At 64.8% G+C, this 17,889-nt stretch carries 12 protein-coding genes; 8 read left to right on the top strand and 4 right to left on the bottom strand.

Features of this window, described 5'->3' with window-relative positions:
* Positions 1-194: 194 nt before the first annotated feature.
* From ASG11_RS04475 to ASG11_RS04465, 3 genes are read left to right on the top strand one after another with little or no spacing between them, the layout of a single operon-like run.
* Complete coding sequence (locus ASG11_RS04475; RefSeq protein WP_055775689.1) at positions 195-716, top strand: DUF3489 domain-containing protein; 522 nt, start codon at positions 195-197, stop codon at positions 714-716.
* Complete coding sequence (locus ASG11_RS04470; protein ID WP_236697379.1) at positions 713-1,132, top strand: DUF2924 domain-containing protein; 420 nt, start codon at positions 713-715, stop codon at positions 1,130-1,132. The genes ASG11_RS04475 and ASG11_RS04470 overlap by 4 nt, the downstream gene beginning before the upstream one ends.
* Complete coding sequence (locus ASG11_RS04465; protein ID WP_055775686.1) at positions 1,129-2,823, top strand: recombinase family protein; 1,695 nt, start codon at positions 1,129-1,131, stop codon at positions 2,821-2,823. The genes ASG11_RS04470 and ASG11_RS04465 overlap by 4 nt, the downstream gene beginning before the upstream one ends.
* 305 nt (positions 2,824-3,128) lie before the next feature.
* Here ASG11_RS04465 and ASG11_RS04460 read toward each other — a convergent pair whose 3' ends face one another.
* Entirely contained in the window at positions 3,129-3,818 is a 690-nt protein-coding gene (locus tag ASG11_RS04460; RefSeq protein ID WP_055775683.1) for a TetR/AcrR family transcriptional regulator, read from the bottom strand.
* A gap of 130 nt (positions 3,819-3,948) precedes the next feature.
* Here ASG11_RS04460 and ASG11_RS04455 point away from each other — a divergent pair, with 130 nt between their 5' ends.
* From ASG11_RS04455 to ASG11_RS04445, 3 genes are read left to right on the top strand one after another with little or no spacing between them, the layout of a single operon-like run.
* Positions 3,949-5,109 (top strand): efflux RND transporter periplasmic adaptor subunit, encoded by a 1,161-nt coding sequence (locus ASG11_RS04455; protein WP_055775680.1) that lies wholly within the window; start codon positions 3,949-3,951, stop codon positions 5,107-5,109.
* A complete protein-coding gene (locus tag ASG11_RS04450) occupies positions 5,109-8,270 on the top strand; it encodes an efflux RND transporter permease subunit (RefSeq protein WP_055775677.1) in 3,162 nt (1,053 codons plus the stop codon). Before ASG11_RS04455 ends, ASG11_RS04450 begins: the two co-directional genes overlap by 1 nt.
* 1 nt (position 8,271) lies before the next feature.
* Positions 8,272-9,693, top strand: a complete 1,422-nt coding sequence (locus ASG11_RS04445) for an efflux transporter outer membrane subunit (protein ID WP_055775674.1) — start codon at positions 8,272-8,274, stop codon at positions 9,691-9,693.
* Between the two features lie 343 nt (positions 9,694-10,036).
* On the opposite strand, the gene ASG11_RS04440 is transcribed toward ASG11_RS04445, so the two are convergent.
* The 3 genes from ASG11_RS04440 to ASG11_RS04430 are packed head-to-tail and all read right to left on the bottom strand — an operon-like array spanning position 10,037 to position 14,623.
* Entirely contained in the window at positions 10,037-11,209 is a 1,173-nt protein-coding gene (locus ASG11_RS04440; protein ID WP_055775671.1) for a patatin-like phospholipase family protein, read from the bottom strand.
* Positions 11,202-13,478 (bottom strand): ThiF family adenylyltransferase, encoded by a 2,277-nt coding sequence (locus ASG11_RS04435; protein WP_055775668.1) that lies wholly within the window; start codon positions 13,476-13,478, stop codon positions 11,202-11,204. The genes ASG11_RS04440 and ASG11_RS04435 overlap by 8 nt, the downstream gene beginning before the upstream one ends.
* The gene (locus tag ASG11_RS04430; RefSeq protein ID WP_055775665.1) at positions 13,475-14,623 is read right to left on the bottom strand and encodes a hypothetical protein; all 1,149 of its coding nucleotides are present in this window, start codon (positions 14,621-14,623) and stop codon (positions 13,475-13,477) included. The genes ASG11_RS04435 and ASG11_RS04430 overlap by 4 nt, the downstream gene beginning before the upstream one ends.
* Positions 14,624-15,074: 451 nt before the next feature.
* On the opposite strand from ASG11_RS04430, the gene ASG11_RS19185 reads away from it, so the two are divergent.
* Both ASG11_RS19185 and ASG11_RS04415 read left to right on the top strand, forming a co-directional pair.
* Entirely contained in the window at positions 15,075-16,160 is a 1,086-nt protein-coding gene (locus tag ASG11_RS19185) for a hemerythrin domain-containing protein (protein ID WP_236697378.1), read from the top strand.
* Positions 16,161-16,776: 616 nt separating this feature from the next.
* Entirely contained in the window at positions 16,777-17,598 is an 822-nt protein-coding gene (locus ASG11_RS04415; RefSeq protein ID WP_082472577.1) for an alpha/beta fold hydrolase, read from the top strand.
* The last annotated feature ends 291 nt before the right edge of the window (positions 17,599-17,889 follow it).

Below are 17,889 nucleotides of genomic sequence, written 5' to 3'. Positions count from 1 at the left end.
CATCAAACCGTGAGATCGAACTCCTGGTGCGCGCTCTCCACAAACCATTCGACTTCTGCTGCAACCAGAGCAAACGTGTGCCTACTGAATCGCGGCCGGGAATGAGGCCGCCCGCCCCGCCGATGCGAGATCGACGGGGCTGTGGATGGTGGGAGCGGCAAGCGTGCCGCTCGCCTTAACCAAGGACCACCACCATGACCAAACTGACCGATCTCGAGAGCATTCTCTTGTCCACCGCCGCGCAGCGCAGCGCCGGCAGCCTGCTGCCGGCCCCGGAGACTGTAAGCGGTGCCGGTGCCCGCCTGACCAAAGCGATCGCCGGGCTGGTGAAGCGGGGGTTGGCGGAAGAACGCGAGACTAGCGACAAGCTCGCCACGCACCGTGTCGATGGCGATGTCGCCTACGGCCTGTACATCACCGACGCCGGTAACGCCGCGATCGGTATCGCCACCGGAGATGGCGGCGGTGAGGCTGGCGAGGCCCCTGCCCACTCACCCGCCGCGCCAGACGCGCCCCGCGTGACCAAGGCCAGCGCCGTCTTGGCGCTGCTCGGTCGCGAGGAGGGAGCGACTCTGGCCGACCTGATCGCGGCGACCGGCTGGCTGCCGCACACGACGCGGGCGGCGCTGACGGGCCTTCGCAAGAAAGGCCATGTGCTCGAGAAGTCCAAGCGGGGTGACCAGACCTGCTACCGTATCGCAGGCGTGACAGCGTGACCACGAGCGTCGAAGACCAGCTGGCCGCGCTGACGACGATGTCGTCGGCGCGGCTGCGCGATGAATGGCGCGCGCTGAAGGACGCGCCGGTGCCACTGATCAGCCCCAGCCTGTTGCGGATGGCGCTTGGCTATGAGCTGCAGGCGCGGGCACTGGGCGGTCTGTCACGGATCAGCCAGCAACGGCTTGCACAGCTCGGGGCCGCCAAGACCGTGACCCAAACGGTGCGGCCTGGCACGCGGCTGATCCGCGAGTGGAACGGCACCGCCCACATCGTCGAGGTCGGCGAGGACGGCATGATCCGCTGGAACGGGGCGGTGTGGAACTCGCTGTCCGAGGTCGCCCGCGCAATCACCGGCACGCGCTGGTCGGGGCCGGTTTTCTTCGGACTGAAGAGCAAAAAGGCTGCGGCATGAACCGGGTTCGCTGTGCGATCTACACGCGCAAGTCGAGCGACGAGGGGCTGGAGCAGGCGTTCAACTCGCTCGATGCGCAACGCGAGGCGTGTGCCGCCTATGTGCTTTCACAGGCCAGCGAAGGCTGGAATGCGCTCCCCGATATCTATGACGATGGCGGCCTGTCGGGTGGAACGCTGGAGCGCCCTGCCCTCCAGCGCCTGCTCGGCGACATCGCCGCAGGCAAGGTCGATATCATCGTCGTCTACAAGGTTGACCGGCTGACCCGCTCGCTGCTCGATTTCTCGAAGCTGGTCGAGATCTTCGACAGGGCCGGCGTGTCGTTCGTGTCGATCACCCAGTCGTTCAACACCACCACCAGCATGGGACGCCTTACGCTCAACATGCTGCTGTCGTTCGCGCAGTTCGAGCGTGAGGTGACCGCCGAGCGGATCCGCGACAAGATCGCCGCGTCCAAGGCCAAGGGCATGTGGATGGGTGGTCTCCCGCCGCTTGGCTATAAGCCCGACGGCCGCACGCTCGAGATCGTCGAGCAGCATGCGGTAATCGTGCGTGATATCTTCCAGCGCTATCTCGACATCGGCAATGTCCGCTCGCTGGTCGATCGGCTGAGTGCCGAGCGGATCCTCACACCGGTGCGCCAGATGGCCAATGGCCGGGCCTTCGGCGGGGTCCCGTTCAGCCGGGGGCAGATTTACGCCATCCTCAAGAGCCCGATCTATATCGGCGAGATCCCGCATCGTGACCAGCGCCACAAGGGACTGCACCAGCCCATCGTCGATCGCCAGATCTGGGACGCTACCCAGACGCTCCTAGCCGGGCATGTGCCGGGTCTGCGGCGCAGGTCGAACACCGCAAGCGGCAGCCTGCTCGCCGGACTGATCGTCGACGATACCGGCGAGAAGCTGATCGCGGCGCATGCCTGCAAGGCGGTGCCGAACGGTGGTGACAACGGCAAGGTACGCTATCGCTATTATGTCAGTCAGTCAGCGCATCACGGTACCGGCAACGGAAAGGGCACGCGCATCCCGGCGCGCGAGATCGAGACCGCCACCATCGAAGCGCTGGCGGCGGCCTTCGACGATCCGATGGCGCTAATGGCGCGCGCTGGCATCCCGCTCGCGCTACTAGACATGAACCGCATCTTCAGCACAGCGTGTGCCACTGCCGCAACGATCCGCCAGCGCGATCCCAACATCCTGCGCGCGACCATCGCCAGCATCATAGTGCATCCGACAGAGGTCAGGATCGAACTCCTCACGGCAGCGGTCGCGCAGCATCTCTCGGTGTCACCGCCCTCCAACGCCGACACGATCATCACCCTTACCTGCCCCGTCCGGATGACGCGGACCGGCCATCGCCTCAGGCTCGTGCAAAACGATGGTCGCAGCATGGCCGCCGCTCCGCCAGATGCTTCGATGATCAAGCTGCTGGTCAAGGCGCACAGATGGTGGGCGCAGCTCCAGCGCGGCGAGGTCACCGTCCGCGAGCTGGCCGAGGCCGAGGGGGTGGTGAAATCCTACATCACTCGTGTCGTCCGGCTCGCGTTCCTCGCGCCGGCCATCGTCGATGACGTCGTCGCTGGTCGCCAAGTCGCGACGATCGACGCCAAACGGCTGGCGTTTACCGCTGATCTGCCGGCTAACTGGGAGAAGCAAATAGAGCATTTTCGTTGCGACGTTCGGCCGTAAAGTGTCGGTGGTTTTGATGATGATGATGGATGCGATCATCCCGGCGGCGCCCCGGTGCCAACTCTCAGACCCTCGACGCGGTGCCAAGCACCGCGTCGAATGTGGTGGGGAGTGGCACGTCCGCTTTTGGGAGGCGTGGTCGCGGCATCAACCGTTCGTTCATCTGGAACGACGGCAGCTACGCACCCCAACACTGGCCATTGAATAGTGACCGCAGCTTTCCCGAAAGCAGCCGTTCGTACCGGCGGATCGAGACATCGTTTCAATCAACCACGCACAAAGCCGTTCGCCACAAGTCATCGCGCTCAACGCGCTTCGGCAGATAGCCCGACCAGCGCATATCGTAACTGTGCCTGCGCGACAACCTTGAGCCTATCCAGGAAATCGTCATTCGCAGTCCAGTTCAGCATGTCCATCACGCGGCTCTGATTGAAGTGAAAGAACATCGATACGCCCATTAGCGCCATCGCGTGCATATCGACATCGACTGGCTTTAATTCGCCTTTCGTGACCCGATCGATTGCTATGCGGAACGTCTCGATCAACGGCATCGCTATCCGGTCGCGCATCATCTGATCGGAAATGCTCGCTTCGTTTTCTGCATCCTCCCATGCCAGCAAGCGTCGGATTGCATTGCCGTCGTCGCCGACGAAAAAAGTATCGAGCAGGCTGTTCTGTACGTCGCCGATACACGTGATGATGTCTTCGAGTGGTGGGTTGCCCGCAACGACCGCCCCGCATCGTGTCACCGCTGGTTCTAGCGCCTGCCAGACCCGTGCGGAAAGCTGGTCCATACAACCCTTGTATAACCCCAGCTTGCTATCGAAATAATATTGGATGGCCGGAGTATTGACGCCCGCGGCGGCGGCAATGTCGCGTGTCGATGTGCCGACGAAGCCCTGACGACCGAAAATATCGATCGCCGTCGCAATGATACGCTGCTTCGTTTCCTCCCCGCGCGGATACCGCCCGCTCGTCGTTCTCGGCTTCTTCACGATCGTCTCCCGTCCGCTGCCTGCATAATCTAAAATATACCGATTGACACAATTATATCGCTTGGCATATTTATATCATTCGATATATTTCTGTCCTGTTTGACGGACGCCCGCCCTACCGGAGCCGACCATGCCACGACACACGTTGCGCACATTCGCCATGGCCTCCACTCTCGCGCTCGCCGGGTGCGGCAAGACACCGCCGCCGGCGCCGCCGCCACCTTCGGTCGGGTTCGTGGTAATGAAAACCGAGCCCGTCACGCTAACGACCGAGTTGCCTGGCCGCATTGCTGCTGCAGAGACGTCGGACGTGCGCCCACAGGTATCGGGCGTCATCCGCCAACGCCTGTTTCAGGAGGGGTCAATCGTTCGCGCCGGCCAGGTGCTGTATGTGATCGAGGATGCGGCCTATCGCGCATCGGTGCTCAACGCGCAGGGCCAGCTCGCCAATGCGCAGGCGACGATCCGTTCCACCGGGCTGCAGGCCGACCGCTATCGACAGCTCGTCCAGGCCAATGCGATCAGCAAGCAGGACTCCGATAATGCCGATGCCGCCGCCGGTCAGGCGCGGGCACAGGTCGTCGCGGCGCAAGGATCGCTGCGGTCGGCGCAGGTCAATCTCGGCTTCACGCGCATACGCGCGCCGATCAGCGGGCGGATCGGGCGCTCCGCAGTTACTCCGGGCGCGCTGGTGTCGAACGGCCAGGCCGATGTGCTGGCCACCATCCAGCGGCTCGACACGGTGTACGTCGACGTGTCGCAATCCGCGGCGCAATTGCTCGACCTAAAGGCGGCGATGAGCGGCGGGGGCGTCACCAACGGCAGCGCACGCGTGCAATTAATCCTGCCGAACGGGCAGACCTATCCGATCGAAGGTACGCTGCAATTTGCCGAAGTATCGGTCGATCAGAACACCGGATCGGTGACGCTGCGCGCGACCTTTTCCAACCCGCAGGGATTGCTGATGCCTGGCCTGTTCGTCCGCGCGCGGATCGTCGAGGGCGTTCGAGCCCAAGGTATCCTTGCGCCACAGCCCGGCATCTCGCGCAACGAGCGCGGCCAGGCGACCGCGCTGGTGCTCGGCCCCGACAACAAGATCCAGCCGCGCATCGTCACGACGGGGCAGACCGTCGGCGACAAGTTCGTCATTACCGGTGGCCTCAAGCCCGGCGACAGACTGATCGTCGACGGGCTGGTCGGGGTGATGCCCGGTATGAAGGTGACGCCGCGCCCGGCGGGCTCGGTTCCGCCTAAACCGACCGGACCGCAGCCTGGTCAGGGGCGCCCGTAATGTTATCCCGTTATTTCATCGACCGGCCGATCTTCGCCTGGGTCGTCGCGATCGCGCTGATGCTGGCGGGCGCGCTGGCGATCCGGTCGATGGCGATCGCGCAATTCCCCAATATCGCGCCGCCGGCGATTTCGGTGACGGCGACGTATCCCGGAGCCGACGCACAAACGCTGGAAAATACCACCACGCAGGTGATCGAGCAGCAGCTCAAGGGGCTCGATCATCTCAACTACTTCTCCTCGACCAGTGATGCGTCTGGAACGGCGACGATCACCCTAACGTTCGGGCAAGGCACCGATCCCGATACCGCGCAGGTCCAGGTCCAGAACAAGATTCAGGCGGCGACCGCGCTGCTGCCTCAACCGGTGCAGCTTCAGGGCGTGCGCGTCGCGAAATCGGTCAAGAACTTCGCGCTGGTGATCGCGGTCTATTCGCAGGATGGAAGCCACGATCAGGACGATGTCGCCGATCTGGTCGCCGCCAAGATCCAAGACCCGCTGAGCCGCATCACCGGGGTCGGCGATACGCAATTGTTCGGCTCGCAATATGCGATGCGCGTGTGGATCGACCCGTACAAGATGCAGGGGCTGAAGGTCACCACGAGCGACATCCGCAACGCCATCACCGCGCAGAACGCGCAGGTGTCAGCGGGGCAGATCGGCGGGCTGCCGACGGTCAAGGGCCAGGCGATTAACGCGGTAGTGACCGCGCAATCGCGGCTCCAGACGGCCGACCAGTTCCGCGCCGTCGTGCTGCGCACCAATCCCGACGGGTCGAGCGTAACGCTGGGCGACGTCGCGCGGGTTGAGATCGGCGCCGAGATTGCGAGCTCGATCTCCAAATATAACGGCCATCCCGCCGCCGGCGTCGCGGTCAAGCTGGCACCGGGAGCCAATGCGCTCAAGACGATCGCCGCGGTCAAAGACGAGATCGCGACCATCTCCAAGTCATTGCCGCCCGACATCAAGGTCGCTTATCCGCTCGATTCGACACCCTTCGTCAGCTTGTCGATCGAGGAAGTGGTGAAGACGCTGGTCGAAGCGGTCGTGCTCGTCTTCCTCGTCATGCTGGTATTCCTGCAGAGCTGGCGCGCGACGTTGATCCCGACAATCGCGGTTCCCGTGGTGCTGCTCGGCACCTTCGCGATCCTGTTCGCGCTGGGCTTCACGATCAACACGCTCACCTTGTTCGGCACGGTGTTGGCGATCGGATTGCTGGTTGATGATGCGATCGTCGTGGTCGAGAATGTCGAGCGCTTGATCGAGGAAGAGGGGCTGTCCCCGCGAGAAGCCGCGTATACGTCGATGAAGGAGGTCAGCGGCGCGCTGATCGGGATCGGCGTCGTGCTGTCGGCGGTATTCTTGCCGATGGCGTTTTTCGGCGGGTCGGCCGGCGTGATCTATCGCCAGTTCTCGATCACGATTGTATCGTCGATGGCGCTGTCCGTGATCGTAGCGCTGACGCTGACCCCCGCGCTCTGCGCCACCCTGTTAAAACCTCGCGATGAGCACAAGAAGCGCGACACCGGCTTCTTTGGCTGGTTCAACCGTACGTTCGACCGAACACGCGACCGCTATTCGACTGGGGTGCAGACGGTCAACCGCCGCTGGGGCCGCTCGCTGATCGTCTATGGCGCGATTTTCGTCGGTATGGCGTTGCTGTTCGTCCGCCTGCCCGGCGGGTTCCTGCCGGATGAGGACCAGGGAACCCTGTTTACGCAGGTCGTGATGCCCGCGGGCACGACGGCGGCCGATACCGAAAAGGTGATGGAAACGGTCCGTCACCATTTCCTCGACGGCGAAAAAGATACTATCGAGGGCTTCTTCAGCATTTCGGGATTTAGCTTGGGTGGAGTCGGGCAGAACGTCGGGACGGCGTTTATCCGCTTGAAAAGCTGGGACGATCGCCCCGGATCGCAGAACGAGGCGCAGGCGATCGCCAATCGCGCAATCAGGGAGCTGGCGCAGGCGGTGCCGCAAGCGAAGGTCATCACCTTCGCGCCGCCGGCGGTGCTCGAACTCGGCAACGCGACCGGGTTTGATTTCGAACTCAAGGATGAGGGCGACAAAGGTCATGCCGCGCTGACGGCCGCGCGCAACCAGCTGTTCGGTATGGCGACACAGAACAAGATGCTGGCGCAGGTACGCCCCAACGGACTGGAGGACGCGCCGCAGCTCAAGGTCAACCTCGACTTGACGCGCGCCACCGCGCTCGGCGTTGCCCCTGCCGACATCAACGACACGCTCAGCACCGCGCTCGGCGGCACCTACATCAACGACTTCATCGACCGCGGTCGCGTGAAGAAGGTGTTCGTCCAGGCTGACGCCCCATTCCGCACCCGAGCCGAGGACGTGGGCGCATTGTTCGTGCGCAGCCCGACCAACGTGATGACGCCAGTTTCCTCCTTTGCCGATACCGGCTGGACCAAGGGTCCCATGCGGCTCGAGCGGTATAACGGCTCGCCGGCTATGGAGCTGCAAGGCATGGCCGCGCCGGGCTATAGCAGCGGCGACGCGATGACCGCGATGGCCGATCTTGCCAAGAAACTGCCTCCAGGATTCAGCTACGAATGGACCGGACTGTCGTATGAACAGACCGCGTCGGCGGGTCAGGCCCTGCCGCTCTACGGCCTGTCGCTACTGATCGTGTTCCTATGCCTCGCCGCGCTCTACGAGAGCTGGTCGGTGCCGATCGCGGTGCTCCTAGTCGTACCGCTCGGCGTGGTCGGCGCGGTACTCGCGGCGATGCTGTGGGGGCTCGACAACGATATCTATTTCCAGGTCGGGCTGATCACCACGGTCGGTCTGGCGTCGAAGAACGCGATCCTGATCGTCGAATTCGCCGAGGAGCGCGTGGCGGCCGGGATGGACGCGACGAAGGCGGCATTCGAAGCGGCCAAGCTGCGCCTCCGCCCGATCCTGATGACCAGCCTGGCGTTCGTGTTCGGAGTGCTGCCGCTCGCTATTTCGAGCGGCGCAGGGTCGGGCGGGCGACACGCCATCGGCCGCAGCGTGATCGGCGGGATGCTGTCGGGCACCTTGCTCGCGATCTTCTTCGTGCCGCTGTTTTTCGTACTCGTGAAAACGTTGTTCGGGCAGCACACGTCGCGTCCACAAGAGAATGGCGACACCCCGCCGTCGGCCCAGCTTCAGCAGGCATAACATGCGCCACACACCCCTGACCCTCACTTTGTCCGTCGCGCTGATCCTCGGCGGATGCGATCTCGCGCCAAAATATGTGCGGCCCGCTTTGCCGGTGCCGCCGACGCTGCCGGCCAGCACATCCGACGCGAGCACGGTCATACCGGCCGACATTGCGTGGCGCGACTTCTTCACCGACCCGAAGCTGCAAAAGCTGATCGACCTGTCGCTTGCCAATAATCGCGACTTGCGCATCGCGGTCGCGAACGTGGCGCAGGCTCGCGCCCTGTTCGGCGCGCGCAAGGCCGATCTGTTCCCGACCATCGCTGGCAGCGCCGGCGCAAGCTTCCAGAAGCAATCGGAGGCGCAAATCGCCAATCAGGGCGGCGGTTCAGCGAGCGGTGCGATCCCGCGTCGGATCGATACCTATTCGGCCGATATCGGCGTCTCGGCGTGGGAAATCGATCTGTTCGCGCGGCTGCGCAACCAGAGCAAGGAAGCGTTCGAGACCTATCTGGCCAGCGAAGAAGCGCGCAACGCCGCCCAAGTGCTGCTGATCAGCGAGGTCGCCACCGCCTATCTCACGCTCAGTGCCGACCAGAACGCGGTGGCGATCGCCATGGCGACCGCCAGGAGCATTCAGGCCACCGTCGACCTGACCACCACCCGCTTCACGGTCGGCACCGTCAGCGAACTCGACGTGCGCCAGGCGCGGACCAATTACGACAACGCCCGCGCCGATGTCGCGCGGCGCACGACGATCGTCGCGCAGGACCGGAATGCGCTCCAGCTGCTGCTCGGTGCTCCCCTCCCCACTGACCTGCTCCCCGCCGGGCTATCCGCGGCGGGGGCGACGATTCCCAACCTGCCGGTCGGCTTGTCGTCGGAGGTACTGTTGCGCCGCCCCGACATCGCCGAGGCCGAGCACAAATTGCGCGGCGCCAACGCCAATATCGGTGCGGCCCGCGCAGCGTTTTTCCCGAAGATCAGCCTGACTGCGATGCTCGGCACGCTCGGCACCGCGCTGTCGGGACTGTTCGGTGGCGGCAACGGCACCTGGTCGGTCCAGCCGCAGGCGAGCGTGCCGATCTTCGATTTCGGCAAGAATAAGGCGAACCTGCGCTACTCCAAGGCGTCGCGCGACGTGGCGTTGGCGCAGTATGAAAAAGCGATCCAGACCGCGTTCCGCGAAGTCGCCGACGCGCTCGCCCAACGCGCCAACATCGGCGCTCAACTTGCTGCTCAAACGTCGTCGCAAGATAATGCCGCCGCGGCCTCGCGCTTGTCCGATGTCCGGTACCGTACCGGGATTGATCCGTTTCTTACGGTGCTTGACGCACAGCGCACGCTGTATGCCGCGCAACAGTCGGTGGTGACGACGCGGCTGACCGAACAATCGAACATGGTCGAACTCTACCGCTCACTCGGCGGTGGGCTGCACTGACAAATTGGCAAGGTAAAAGCGCATGAACGATCAAAAAGACGCGTTGAGATATCACAGCCGCCGATCGATCGACGAACTGGTCAGCGCGTCCACGAGCAGAGATCTCGCTGCAGCCAAGGCCCACAAAGAACTAGCATTGCTACATCTCGAACGCTTCGTTGGAATTATGACATCGGCAAGTAGGGCGATTGAGCTGCAATAGTCCGTTCGTTGATATGCGCGACTTTCAACCGCGACGATGACCGCTTTGCACCCCATGCCGGCCGTTCAGCGCCGCGCCGCAGAAGCTAGAAGCGGCCGTTTGTTCCAAAGGCCACAGTGAGCGTCGGTCATGGCCGAGCCCCTATAGGTGCGGCGCATGCTGCTCGATCAGCAGCCGCGTCAGCTGCTCGCCGCGGCCCGCCAGCAGCTCTATGTTGGCCGCAGACATCGGGTTGAAGTCTGTCGGGTAGTCCACGACCGCGTCGCGGGGCACGAGGTCCGGCGGCCGCAGCGGCAGCCGTCCGTCGATCTGGCCGAGGTAGGGCAGCAGGAAGCCCTCGATCTCGCCGTTCGCGACCATTCTGTGCAGCAGATCGTACATCTGGGTCTGCAGCCGGCGGTGCATCGTCTCCACTGACGACAGCATGCGCGTCGCCCAGCCGAACGGGCGGGCCGCGCCGGCCGGCATGCCGGGACCCGCGTCGCAGGCGATGATAAATTCGACCGGGTGCGCGTTGGTGCTGAACTGACCCGACTTGTTCGGCAGCATGCACGAGATGCCGAGGTTGTCGTACACTCCGCCGTCGGTGAGGATGACGCGGTGGCTGGCGGCCTGGCCGCGCAGTTCGAAGTCCAGCTGCAGGTCGAGCGCGGGCAGCAGTGCGGGGAACGCGGCCGACGCCGCGACGGCCCGCGCGACGGTCGCCGGCTCGCGAAGGACGCCGAGCCGCCATGTGCCCGACGCCTCCGACCCGAACCGGAAGGCGGTGCCGGTCCTCAGCTCCGTCGCGTTGATCACGACCTTCAGGCCTTCGCGCGCGACGTGGTCGAGCGTGCGGTCCGCGAACAGCTTGCTGGCGAGCATGCGCTGGAACGCCGTCGTCCGGCTCGCGAACCGGCGGACGGGCGCGGAGGAGGCGTCGGACAGCGCGGTCAGGCGCGGCGTCCGCAGCCTGACCAGTCCGAGTATCCGCACCGCGAGCCTTACGAGGCCGCCGGCGGCTGCGGCGCCGCCGGCCGTCAGCACGGCGAGCGCGATCCTGGGCGTCTCCGGCGATGCGAACGTCTGGCGTGCGATGCCCCAGACGAGCCCGCCGCGGAGGAGTCGCAGGACGCGTTGCTCGAACTCGGGGAAGGTCGTGTCCTGGTAGGCCCACATCGCGGCGATCACGCTGCCGCCTGACACCGCGGACACGACGGAGATCCGGTCGAGCAGGTTCTGGTCGTGGAGCGCGCGCATGCAGCCGAGGTGGAACGCGATCGCGCGCGCCCCCCCGCCCGAGAGCGCGAGGCCGATCCGCATCTCCTCAGCCATCGCCGATGTCGTAGGGCAGTTCGTCGATCCGCGTGAAGCGGAAGTCGTCGCGGTGGAACAGGTACAGGTTCGGGTCGGGACGCCGTTCGGCGAAGCCGATGATCAGCATCGCGACCTGCCTCGGCGGATGGGGCTGGAGGTGCAGGAGCTGCACCATGGCGGCCATGTCCTCGTCGCTCGGCCGGCCGCGGGACACTGGGTGGGTGTGCCAGAGGCCGATGAAGCGGCTGGAGCCGCCCGACCCCTCGAGCCGGCGCCTGGCCAGCGCCCTCGTGCCGGCGGTGCCGCACAGGAAGCGCTCGGGGCTTAGCTCGCTGTCGGGCGGCGGGCCGCTCACGGAGTCGATCCAGATGTGTTCGTGGCTGTCGTCGATCTCGCCGAACAGCAGCCCGCCCGTCTCGCACTTGCTCGACTTCACCCGGCCGACCCGGCGGATCTCCGTGGCCATCCCGGTCCGGGCGGCCTTGGTCGTGAACGTACGGTACCTGCGGACGCGCTCGACCGTCGTCTCAATGCCGTCCAGCCGATAGCTCAGCAGGCGCGCCCCTCCGGCGGGCATCGCCGACCACGGCGGCGCCGCGAGGTCCATGCTGGCCGCGTCGGGCGCGAGTTCGGCGGCGCGGCGCAGGCCGACGTTGAGCAGTCCGCCGGCGTGGTGGTCGATGTCGGCGGCCGACCCCGTGAAGGTTGGGCTGGAGCAGCCGGGCTCGGGCAGGAACAGCTCCTTCCGGGGCTCGTCCGGCCAGAAGGCCTGCACGAGCGGCTGTGTGCGGTCTCGGGCCAGCGCCGCCAGCTTGGCCTGCCGCTCAACCGCGAGCGGGCCGCCCGGGCAGTCCGGCATCCTGACCGCGACCGAGCCGTGCTCTGCGGACGCGCTCACCGAAATGGTGATCAGCGGGCATCCGAGTCGTCCATCGTCGAGCTCGGTCTCCAGGCGGTGCGCGACCGCGCGCGACGCGGTCGCGTCGATCACCAGTTCCGGCTCCAGTTCGGCCACCTTTGCGAGCACGCCTGTGCTGAGGTTCTCCTGCCGGACGTCGATCTCGCAGCCGAGGCCCAGTCCGTCCAGGCGGGCCTTGAGCCGCGCGGCCTTGCCCGCGCCGACGTCGTCGTCGGTGAACCGCTGCCTGACGAGTATGCCGGGCCGGACGATGCCGCTGTCCAGCAGCCGCAGCCGTGAGACGCCGGCGCGCACGAGCGTCTCCGCCACCGCCGAGCCGAGCGCGCCGCATCCGAGCAGCGCGACCCGTCGGCCCGCCACCGCCTCGACGAGCGCTCCGCGGTCGCGCCGGTTCACGATCTCCGGACGGTCCTCCAGCACCGTGCACCAGCCGACCTTCGAGTGGACCATCCACTTCGCGACCTGGCCCCTGAGTTCCGCGTCGTCGTCGTTCAGCACGTACGCGCGGACCGTCGCCAGGGCGTCGGCGTCGAGTTGCCAGACGGTCAGGTGCTGGCGCAGCGGCTCGCCCGCCGCGCGGCGCCGCATCGGCGCGCCGAGAACGACGTGGCCTGGCTCGCCGCCCGGCACCAGGACGGACGACAAGCGGAGCGCCGACCAGACCGTGCGGAACGAGACACCCGCCTCCTCTATCGAAGTGAAGAGGTCGTTGACGTTGGTTGGGTATTCGGAAGGCAGCGGCCGGTCGAGGAGGATGGCGACCGCCGGCGTGCCGTCTACGGGCGTCGCGTCCCAGTCTGCCATCGACGCCCAGCCCACGAGGTCGCGGCGCGTCGCGCCGATCGTCCTCAGGTCCGCGCGGCCCACCCACAAAGCGCCGTCCGTGGCCGGGGCGTCTGCGCGGATCACGACCGTCGTCGACGCCTCTGTGTAGGCCACGGGCGGATGCAGGGGCGCGTCGTCCGGATCGAGCGTGCCGGCGCCGGCCGCCGCAAGCCATTCGTCGATCCTCTCTATGAGGCCGTACATCCCGTCCGCCGGCCGCCATTCGGCCTCGACAGACTGGTAGAGGCACACATGGTGGCCCCACTGGACGTGCGGCGTGCCCGCGAAGCGGCGGTGCGAGAACCAGAGCGTCGGCGGCTTGAACGGGAAGTCGGTGCCGACTAGCAGCAGCATCCGCTCGCGGTCGCGCAACACGAGCCCGCCGGGGCGGCGGTAGCCGCGCGTGGCGACCGCGAAGTAGATGCGCAGCAGCCCGCTCTCGCTGAGCGTGGGTTCGCGGAGGAGCTCGAGCGCACCCGCCGACCGGTCCGCGATCTCGGCCAGCTGGTCGCGCGCGAGCTCCTGCCCGCGGCTTAGTGTCACGCCCCGAAGCCCACCTTGTCCGCCGGCGTCGCCTCGCTCCCGCGCGCCTCAGCCACCGCCGCGGCGAGCGCGCTAATCCCGGCCTCCTCGGCCAAGGCGCCGTCGAAGGTCAGGCCCGCGTCGGACAGCTCGAAGCGCAGCGGCTCGGCGTGGCCGCCGTCGTCGTGCGTGCACAGGAAGCCGCCCTTGGCGATCTCCTCGTAGCGGGACTTCGCCGACGCGTGGGGCGGGTTGTCGCCTGCGGCGTTCGACGCGGGCACGCTGGCGCTGGACGCGACGATAATGCCGTCGCCGACCTGCAGGGCCTCGAGGTCGTCCAGCATGTCCTGTTTGAGAACGGTCTTCCCGCCCTCCTCCTGGTACATCACCGACTTGCTGCAGTGGTGCGGCGCCAGCAGCACCTGCCACCGAAGGAAGTCCTCGTTGTCGTGCGCCCGCGTCACGTCGATGATCTTGCGGATGGTCGGATACTTGTGGTCGCCGAACAGCAGGACGCCCCCGGCGGCCGGGTCGCCGCCCAGCACCACCTGCATGACCAGGCTGGTGTTGTTGCGGTCGCCGACCATGTCTTCAGGCTTGAACGGGCCGTGGATGAACACCTTGAAATCATCTGGGTAGTCCACACCGTCCAGCATGGTGACCGAGTTGCCTGGAATAGTCAGAAATTGGCGCGGGAAGCCCTGGTAATGCTCCTCCTCGAGCAGCGGGTCGTGGCCGATCAGCCGCACGCGGTCGCCCGCGCCGGGGTCGCCGCCCGCCGCGATGGTGGCGTCGACGCGGCGGTGGGCCTCAGTGCGGAATACGATCGCGTCCTCGCACAGCCCGTCGCCGTCGTTCTCGCGGAAGATCCACGGGCTGAACCACAGTTCGCCGATGTCGGCGCTGTCCAGCAGCTGTTGGAAGCCCAGGACGTGGTCCTTGTCCGGATGGGTGAGTGCGAAGGCGGACAGGTAGGGCCGGTCGCCGTCCTTCGGCAGGTGCTCGAGCAGCTTGTCGACGATGGGCGCGCAGTCCGTGTCCTCGTCCTCCGACTTAACCGTTTGGCGCAAATCCACCTGAAATATGAGCCTGTCCGGCTCAACCACGAAGGTTGTGCTGTCACCGGTGCCGACGGGCCAGAACAGGACCCCTTTCTTGTCCAACATGCGCTACATCCCCAAGTTGCTACGTGGTATGTAGGAAGCTTTGGACACGGATACAAACCCAGAACAGCAGGAAACGAATGGCGGACTTGTCAACCATTTGAACGAAGGGCCGCTTTTGCGCACAGCTGCCCAGAACTTGCCAGTCTGCGACCGGCCCAGTTCCGGCCATCGGGCTCACCTGAATCAACGACCGCTTTCGGGAAGCGCGCTAAAGCTCGTGAGCGTCCACAACTGGGTCACGCCGGCCGTAAAGCCGAAAGTCGGATCACGACGCGATCCAGGCCTAGCCTCATCCGCTGGTCGCCCGCCCCCGCCGTTATCGGCTAGCCAACTTGACAGGATTAGCCCCCGCAATCCACGTTTCATGCGATGGAATGCTACCTACCACGCCTCTTGGAACTTCAGTGTCGCTGAGGCTTTGGAAAATCAAATATTTAGGGAGGACAGCGACATGGCGGACGACAAGGATAATCGCGGCGCGCGCGACCAGGCGACAGTGTCGAAAAGCGAAACTTACGAGGTCGATTACTTCGCAACGAAGCATGGGCTCACTCGTCAGAATGCGCAGGCGCTGATCGACCGTGTCGGGAGCAGCCGGGAGGCTTTGGAAGCTGCGGTCGGCGACGGCGCTAAGGTCGCTCCGAACCGCAAGCGTGCGACTGCCAAATCCGCTGCCGGCGCATCGACCCCCTCGTCCCCGAAGCGCAAAACTGCCGCGGCCTCGTCGAACAGATCAACCTCGAAGGGCGCTTCGAAATCGGTTCTGGAGGCGGCGGGCGACGCCGCAGCCCCTATCTTAGCAGCTCTAGACAGCGCATCACAGCCGGTGGTTAAGTCGGTCGCGCCCGTGGTGAAAACCGTGGCTGCTACACCGCGCAAGGTGGCCAAAGTCGTCAACCGCCGAGCGTCGTCGGCTCGAAAGACAGCTGCCGCCGCCCCCAAGGCGGCCGCAAAGCGCGCCGGTGCCGCAGTTGAGGGGGCTAAGTCAGCAGTGACCGGCCGGATCGCTTCGATCGTCGGTGCGGCGGCCGCCGGTGTCGTTACAGGACTTGCCGTAAACCTAGGGCGTAAGATTGTCGTGCAGTCGCCCAGCGCGCTTGCCGGCGATTGGCTGGACGCCGTCAAAGTCGAACACAAGCTTGCGTTGGGCCTGTTTGACAAGCTGCAGGCGACAGGCAGTGAAGACACTGGCAAGCGCACCGTCCTTCTGACCCAGCTAAAGCACGCACTCGGCAAACACGCTTTCACGGAGGAAAATGTGATCTACCCAGCGCTTCGTGCGTGGGGCGACAAGGCCGATGCCGACAAGCTCAATCACGACCACGGCTATGTGAAGCAAAATCTCTACGACCTTGAGGAAATGGATAATGCTTCGCCCAACTTCCTCGAAATGGTCGCCTCTTTCCGCGCCGAGCTAGAGGCACACATCCGTGAGGAGGAGGACATGATCTTTCCGCCCCTCCATGCGGCGCTTGGCAAAGAACGTAACGCCCACATCACGGTGCTTGCGAACAAGGAGGGCTTCAAGCTAGCCTGAGCCTTAAAAACCCCGCTTGGCCGGCAGCCGCGGGAAATCCATCAACGGAATCTGTCCGATCCGGCACTTACGGGGGACATTCTATTCCTCTAGCGCGTCACGGACTTCTGGCGACGCAACGCTGCCGACCACGTTGGCGACCACAGCTCCGCGCTTACCAGGCGGCGTCGTGAGACTGGTAGTCGTGTCTCTGGCAGTCCTGCGCTCCAGCTGCGAGTTCAGTTAAGCGCCTAGCAGAAAGATGTAGGCCGCAATGCCGACGAGATCGCCCTGATTCTCGGTCATCTCTCGTCCTGTGGTCAGCCCGTCCGATGGTTATTAGCCCGCTCCTGTCCTCGTAATGACGTTTCCCTGAATAACATAGCCGATGCCCCCGCGCGGGGTTTCCGCTTAAGGTGTAGAGATGCCTGCTTTGAAGCTTAGACCGGGCTGCCAAGTAGCTGAACGAATCGCCGCTTCCAAACTGCGCCGAAAACGCATCGAATGTCCGCCCCTTTGTTTCTGCCGCCGCGCGTCAGCTCGGTCCTGACCGGGGCCGCGCTGAGACGAAGCTGCTATTCCGCGGCCGCTTAGTAACGGACGTTGCGATGCTTAGCAGGAAAGCTATGTCTGACAGATGGCGTTATGGCATTTCCCTCTCATCACTGCTGTGCTTGCCGCGACTCCGCCAAGCCCCGGTGAACCCACACTGTCGAACGCAGAAGATCGAGTGGTCGAGCTTTCGGGGGGTAGGACCATCGCTTTGCGCTGCGCCGGGCGCGGGAAGTTTACGGTTCTGCTTGAGCCGGGAGATGGGGGGCGTCGCACTCACATGACCGCGCTGTTCGCGGCGCTATCCGGCCGCTACCACGTGTGCGCGTACGACCGACGCAACGTTGGAGGCAGCTCCGCTGCTCCACTCCCCCGGAAAGCAGTTGATCTGACCGAAGACGCTTTCGACGCTCTTTCCGCAGCCCACGAGCATGGCCCTTATATTCTTTTTGGCACCTCCATGGGCGGACTGCTGGTGCGATCGTATGCGACCTCCCATGAGGTCGCGGGGTTCGTGACAAGCAACCAGCCCGGCACGTCGCGAGAGTGGTCGCGGTTCGCCTACCCATTGATGTCGCCGTCGCAACGCGCCGCCGATGCAGCTTGGATGGCGGGCGACAACAACGAGCATATCGACGCGAGTGACCTAAGCAGGGTCATCGACACTGCCAACCCGCCCGATATTCCCTACGTGATCATGATCTCGACTGAGCGTTTTCAATGCAGAACTGCGGAGATCTGCGGGCGAATTTACGACGCCTTCGTCGCAGCGTCAGAGGCCGCCGCGCAAGCAGGCAAGAGGGGCCGTATGCGCGTGGTCGACGGTGACCACGACCTCTACGTCACGAACTTGCAGGACGTCGTAGCGGCAATCGACGAGGTGGCTAGCGCAACGCAAGCGCGGTGACATCGATAGCGGGCTATTGCTACGAGCCGCTGTTCATTAGCCACCAGAACCGACCGTATAACCCAGCACTCTGGAGTGCCGTTAAGCGTCATGGGTCAACATCTATCCGAAGCGAGGAGCGCTCGTAAGACAATTTTTCGCAAATTTCTGCGCAATCTGCCAGCGAGCCTTCGCCAATCACCTTACCAGACCCCTCCGAGGCTTCGTCGCCTTTCGCGGTTCGACGAATGATGCCGGCTCGCTCAATTGGTACGTCGTCATCAATTGATGATCCGTGAGTAACTCACCGCC

The organism is Sphingomonas sp. Leaf357 (assembly GCF_001423845.1).
Lineage (GTDB): Bacteria > Pseudomonadota > Alphaproteobacteria > Sphingomonadales > Sphingomonadaceae > Sphingomonas.
This window is presented reverse-complemented; position numbering and strand designations above follow the sequence as displayed.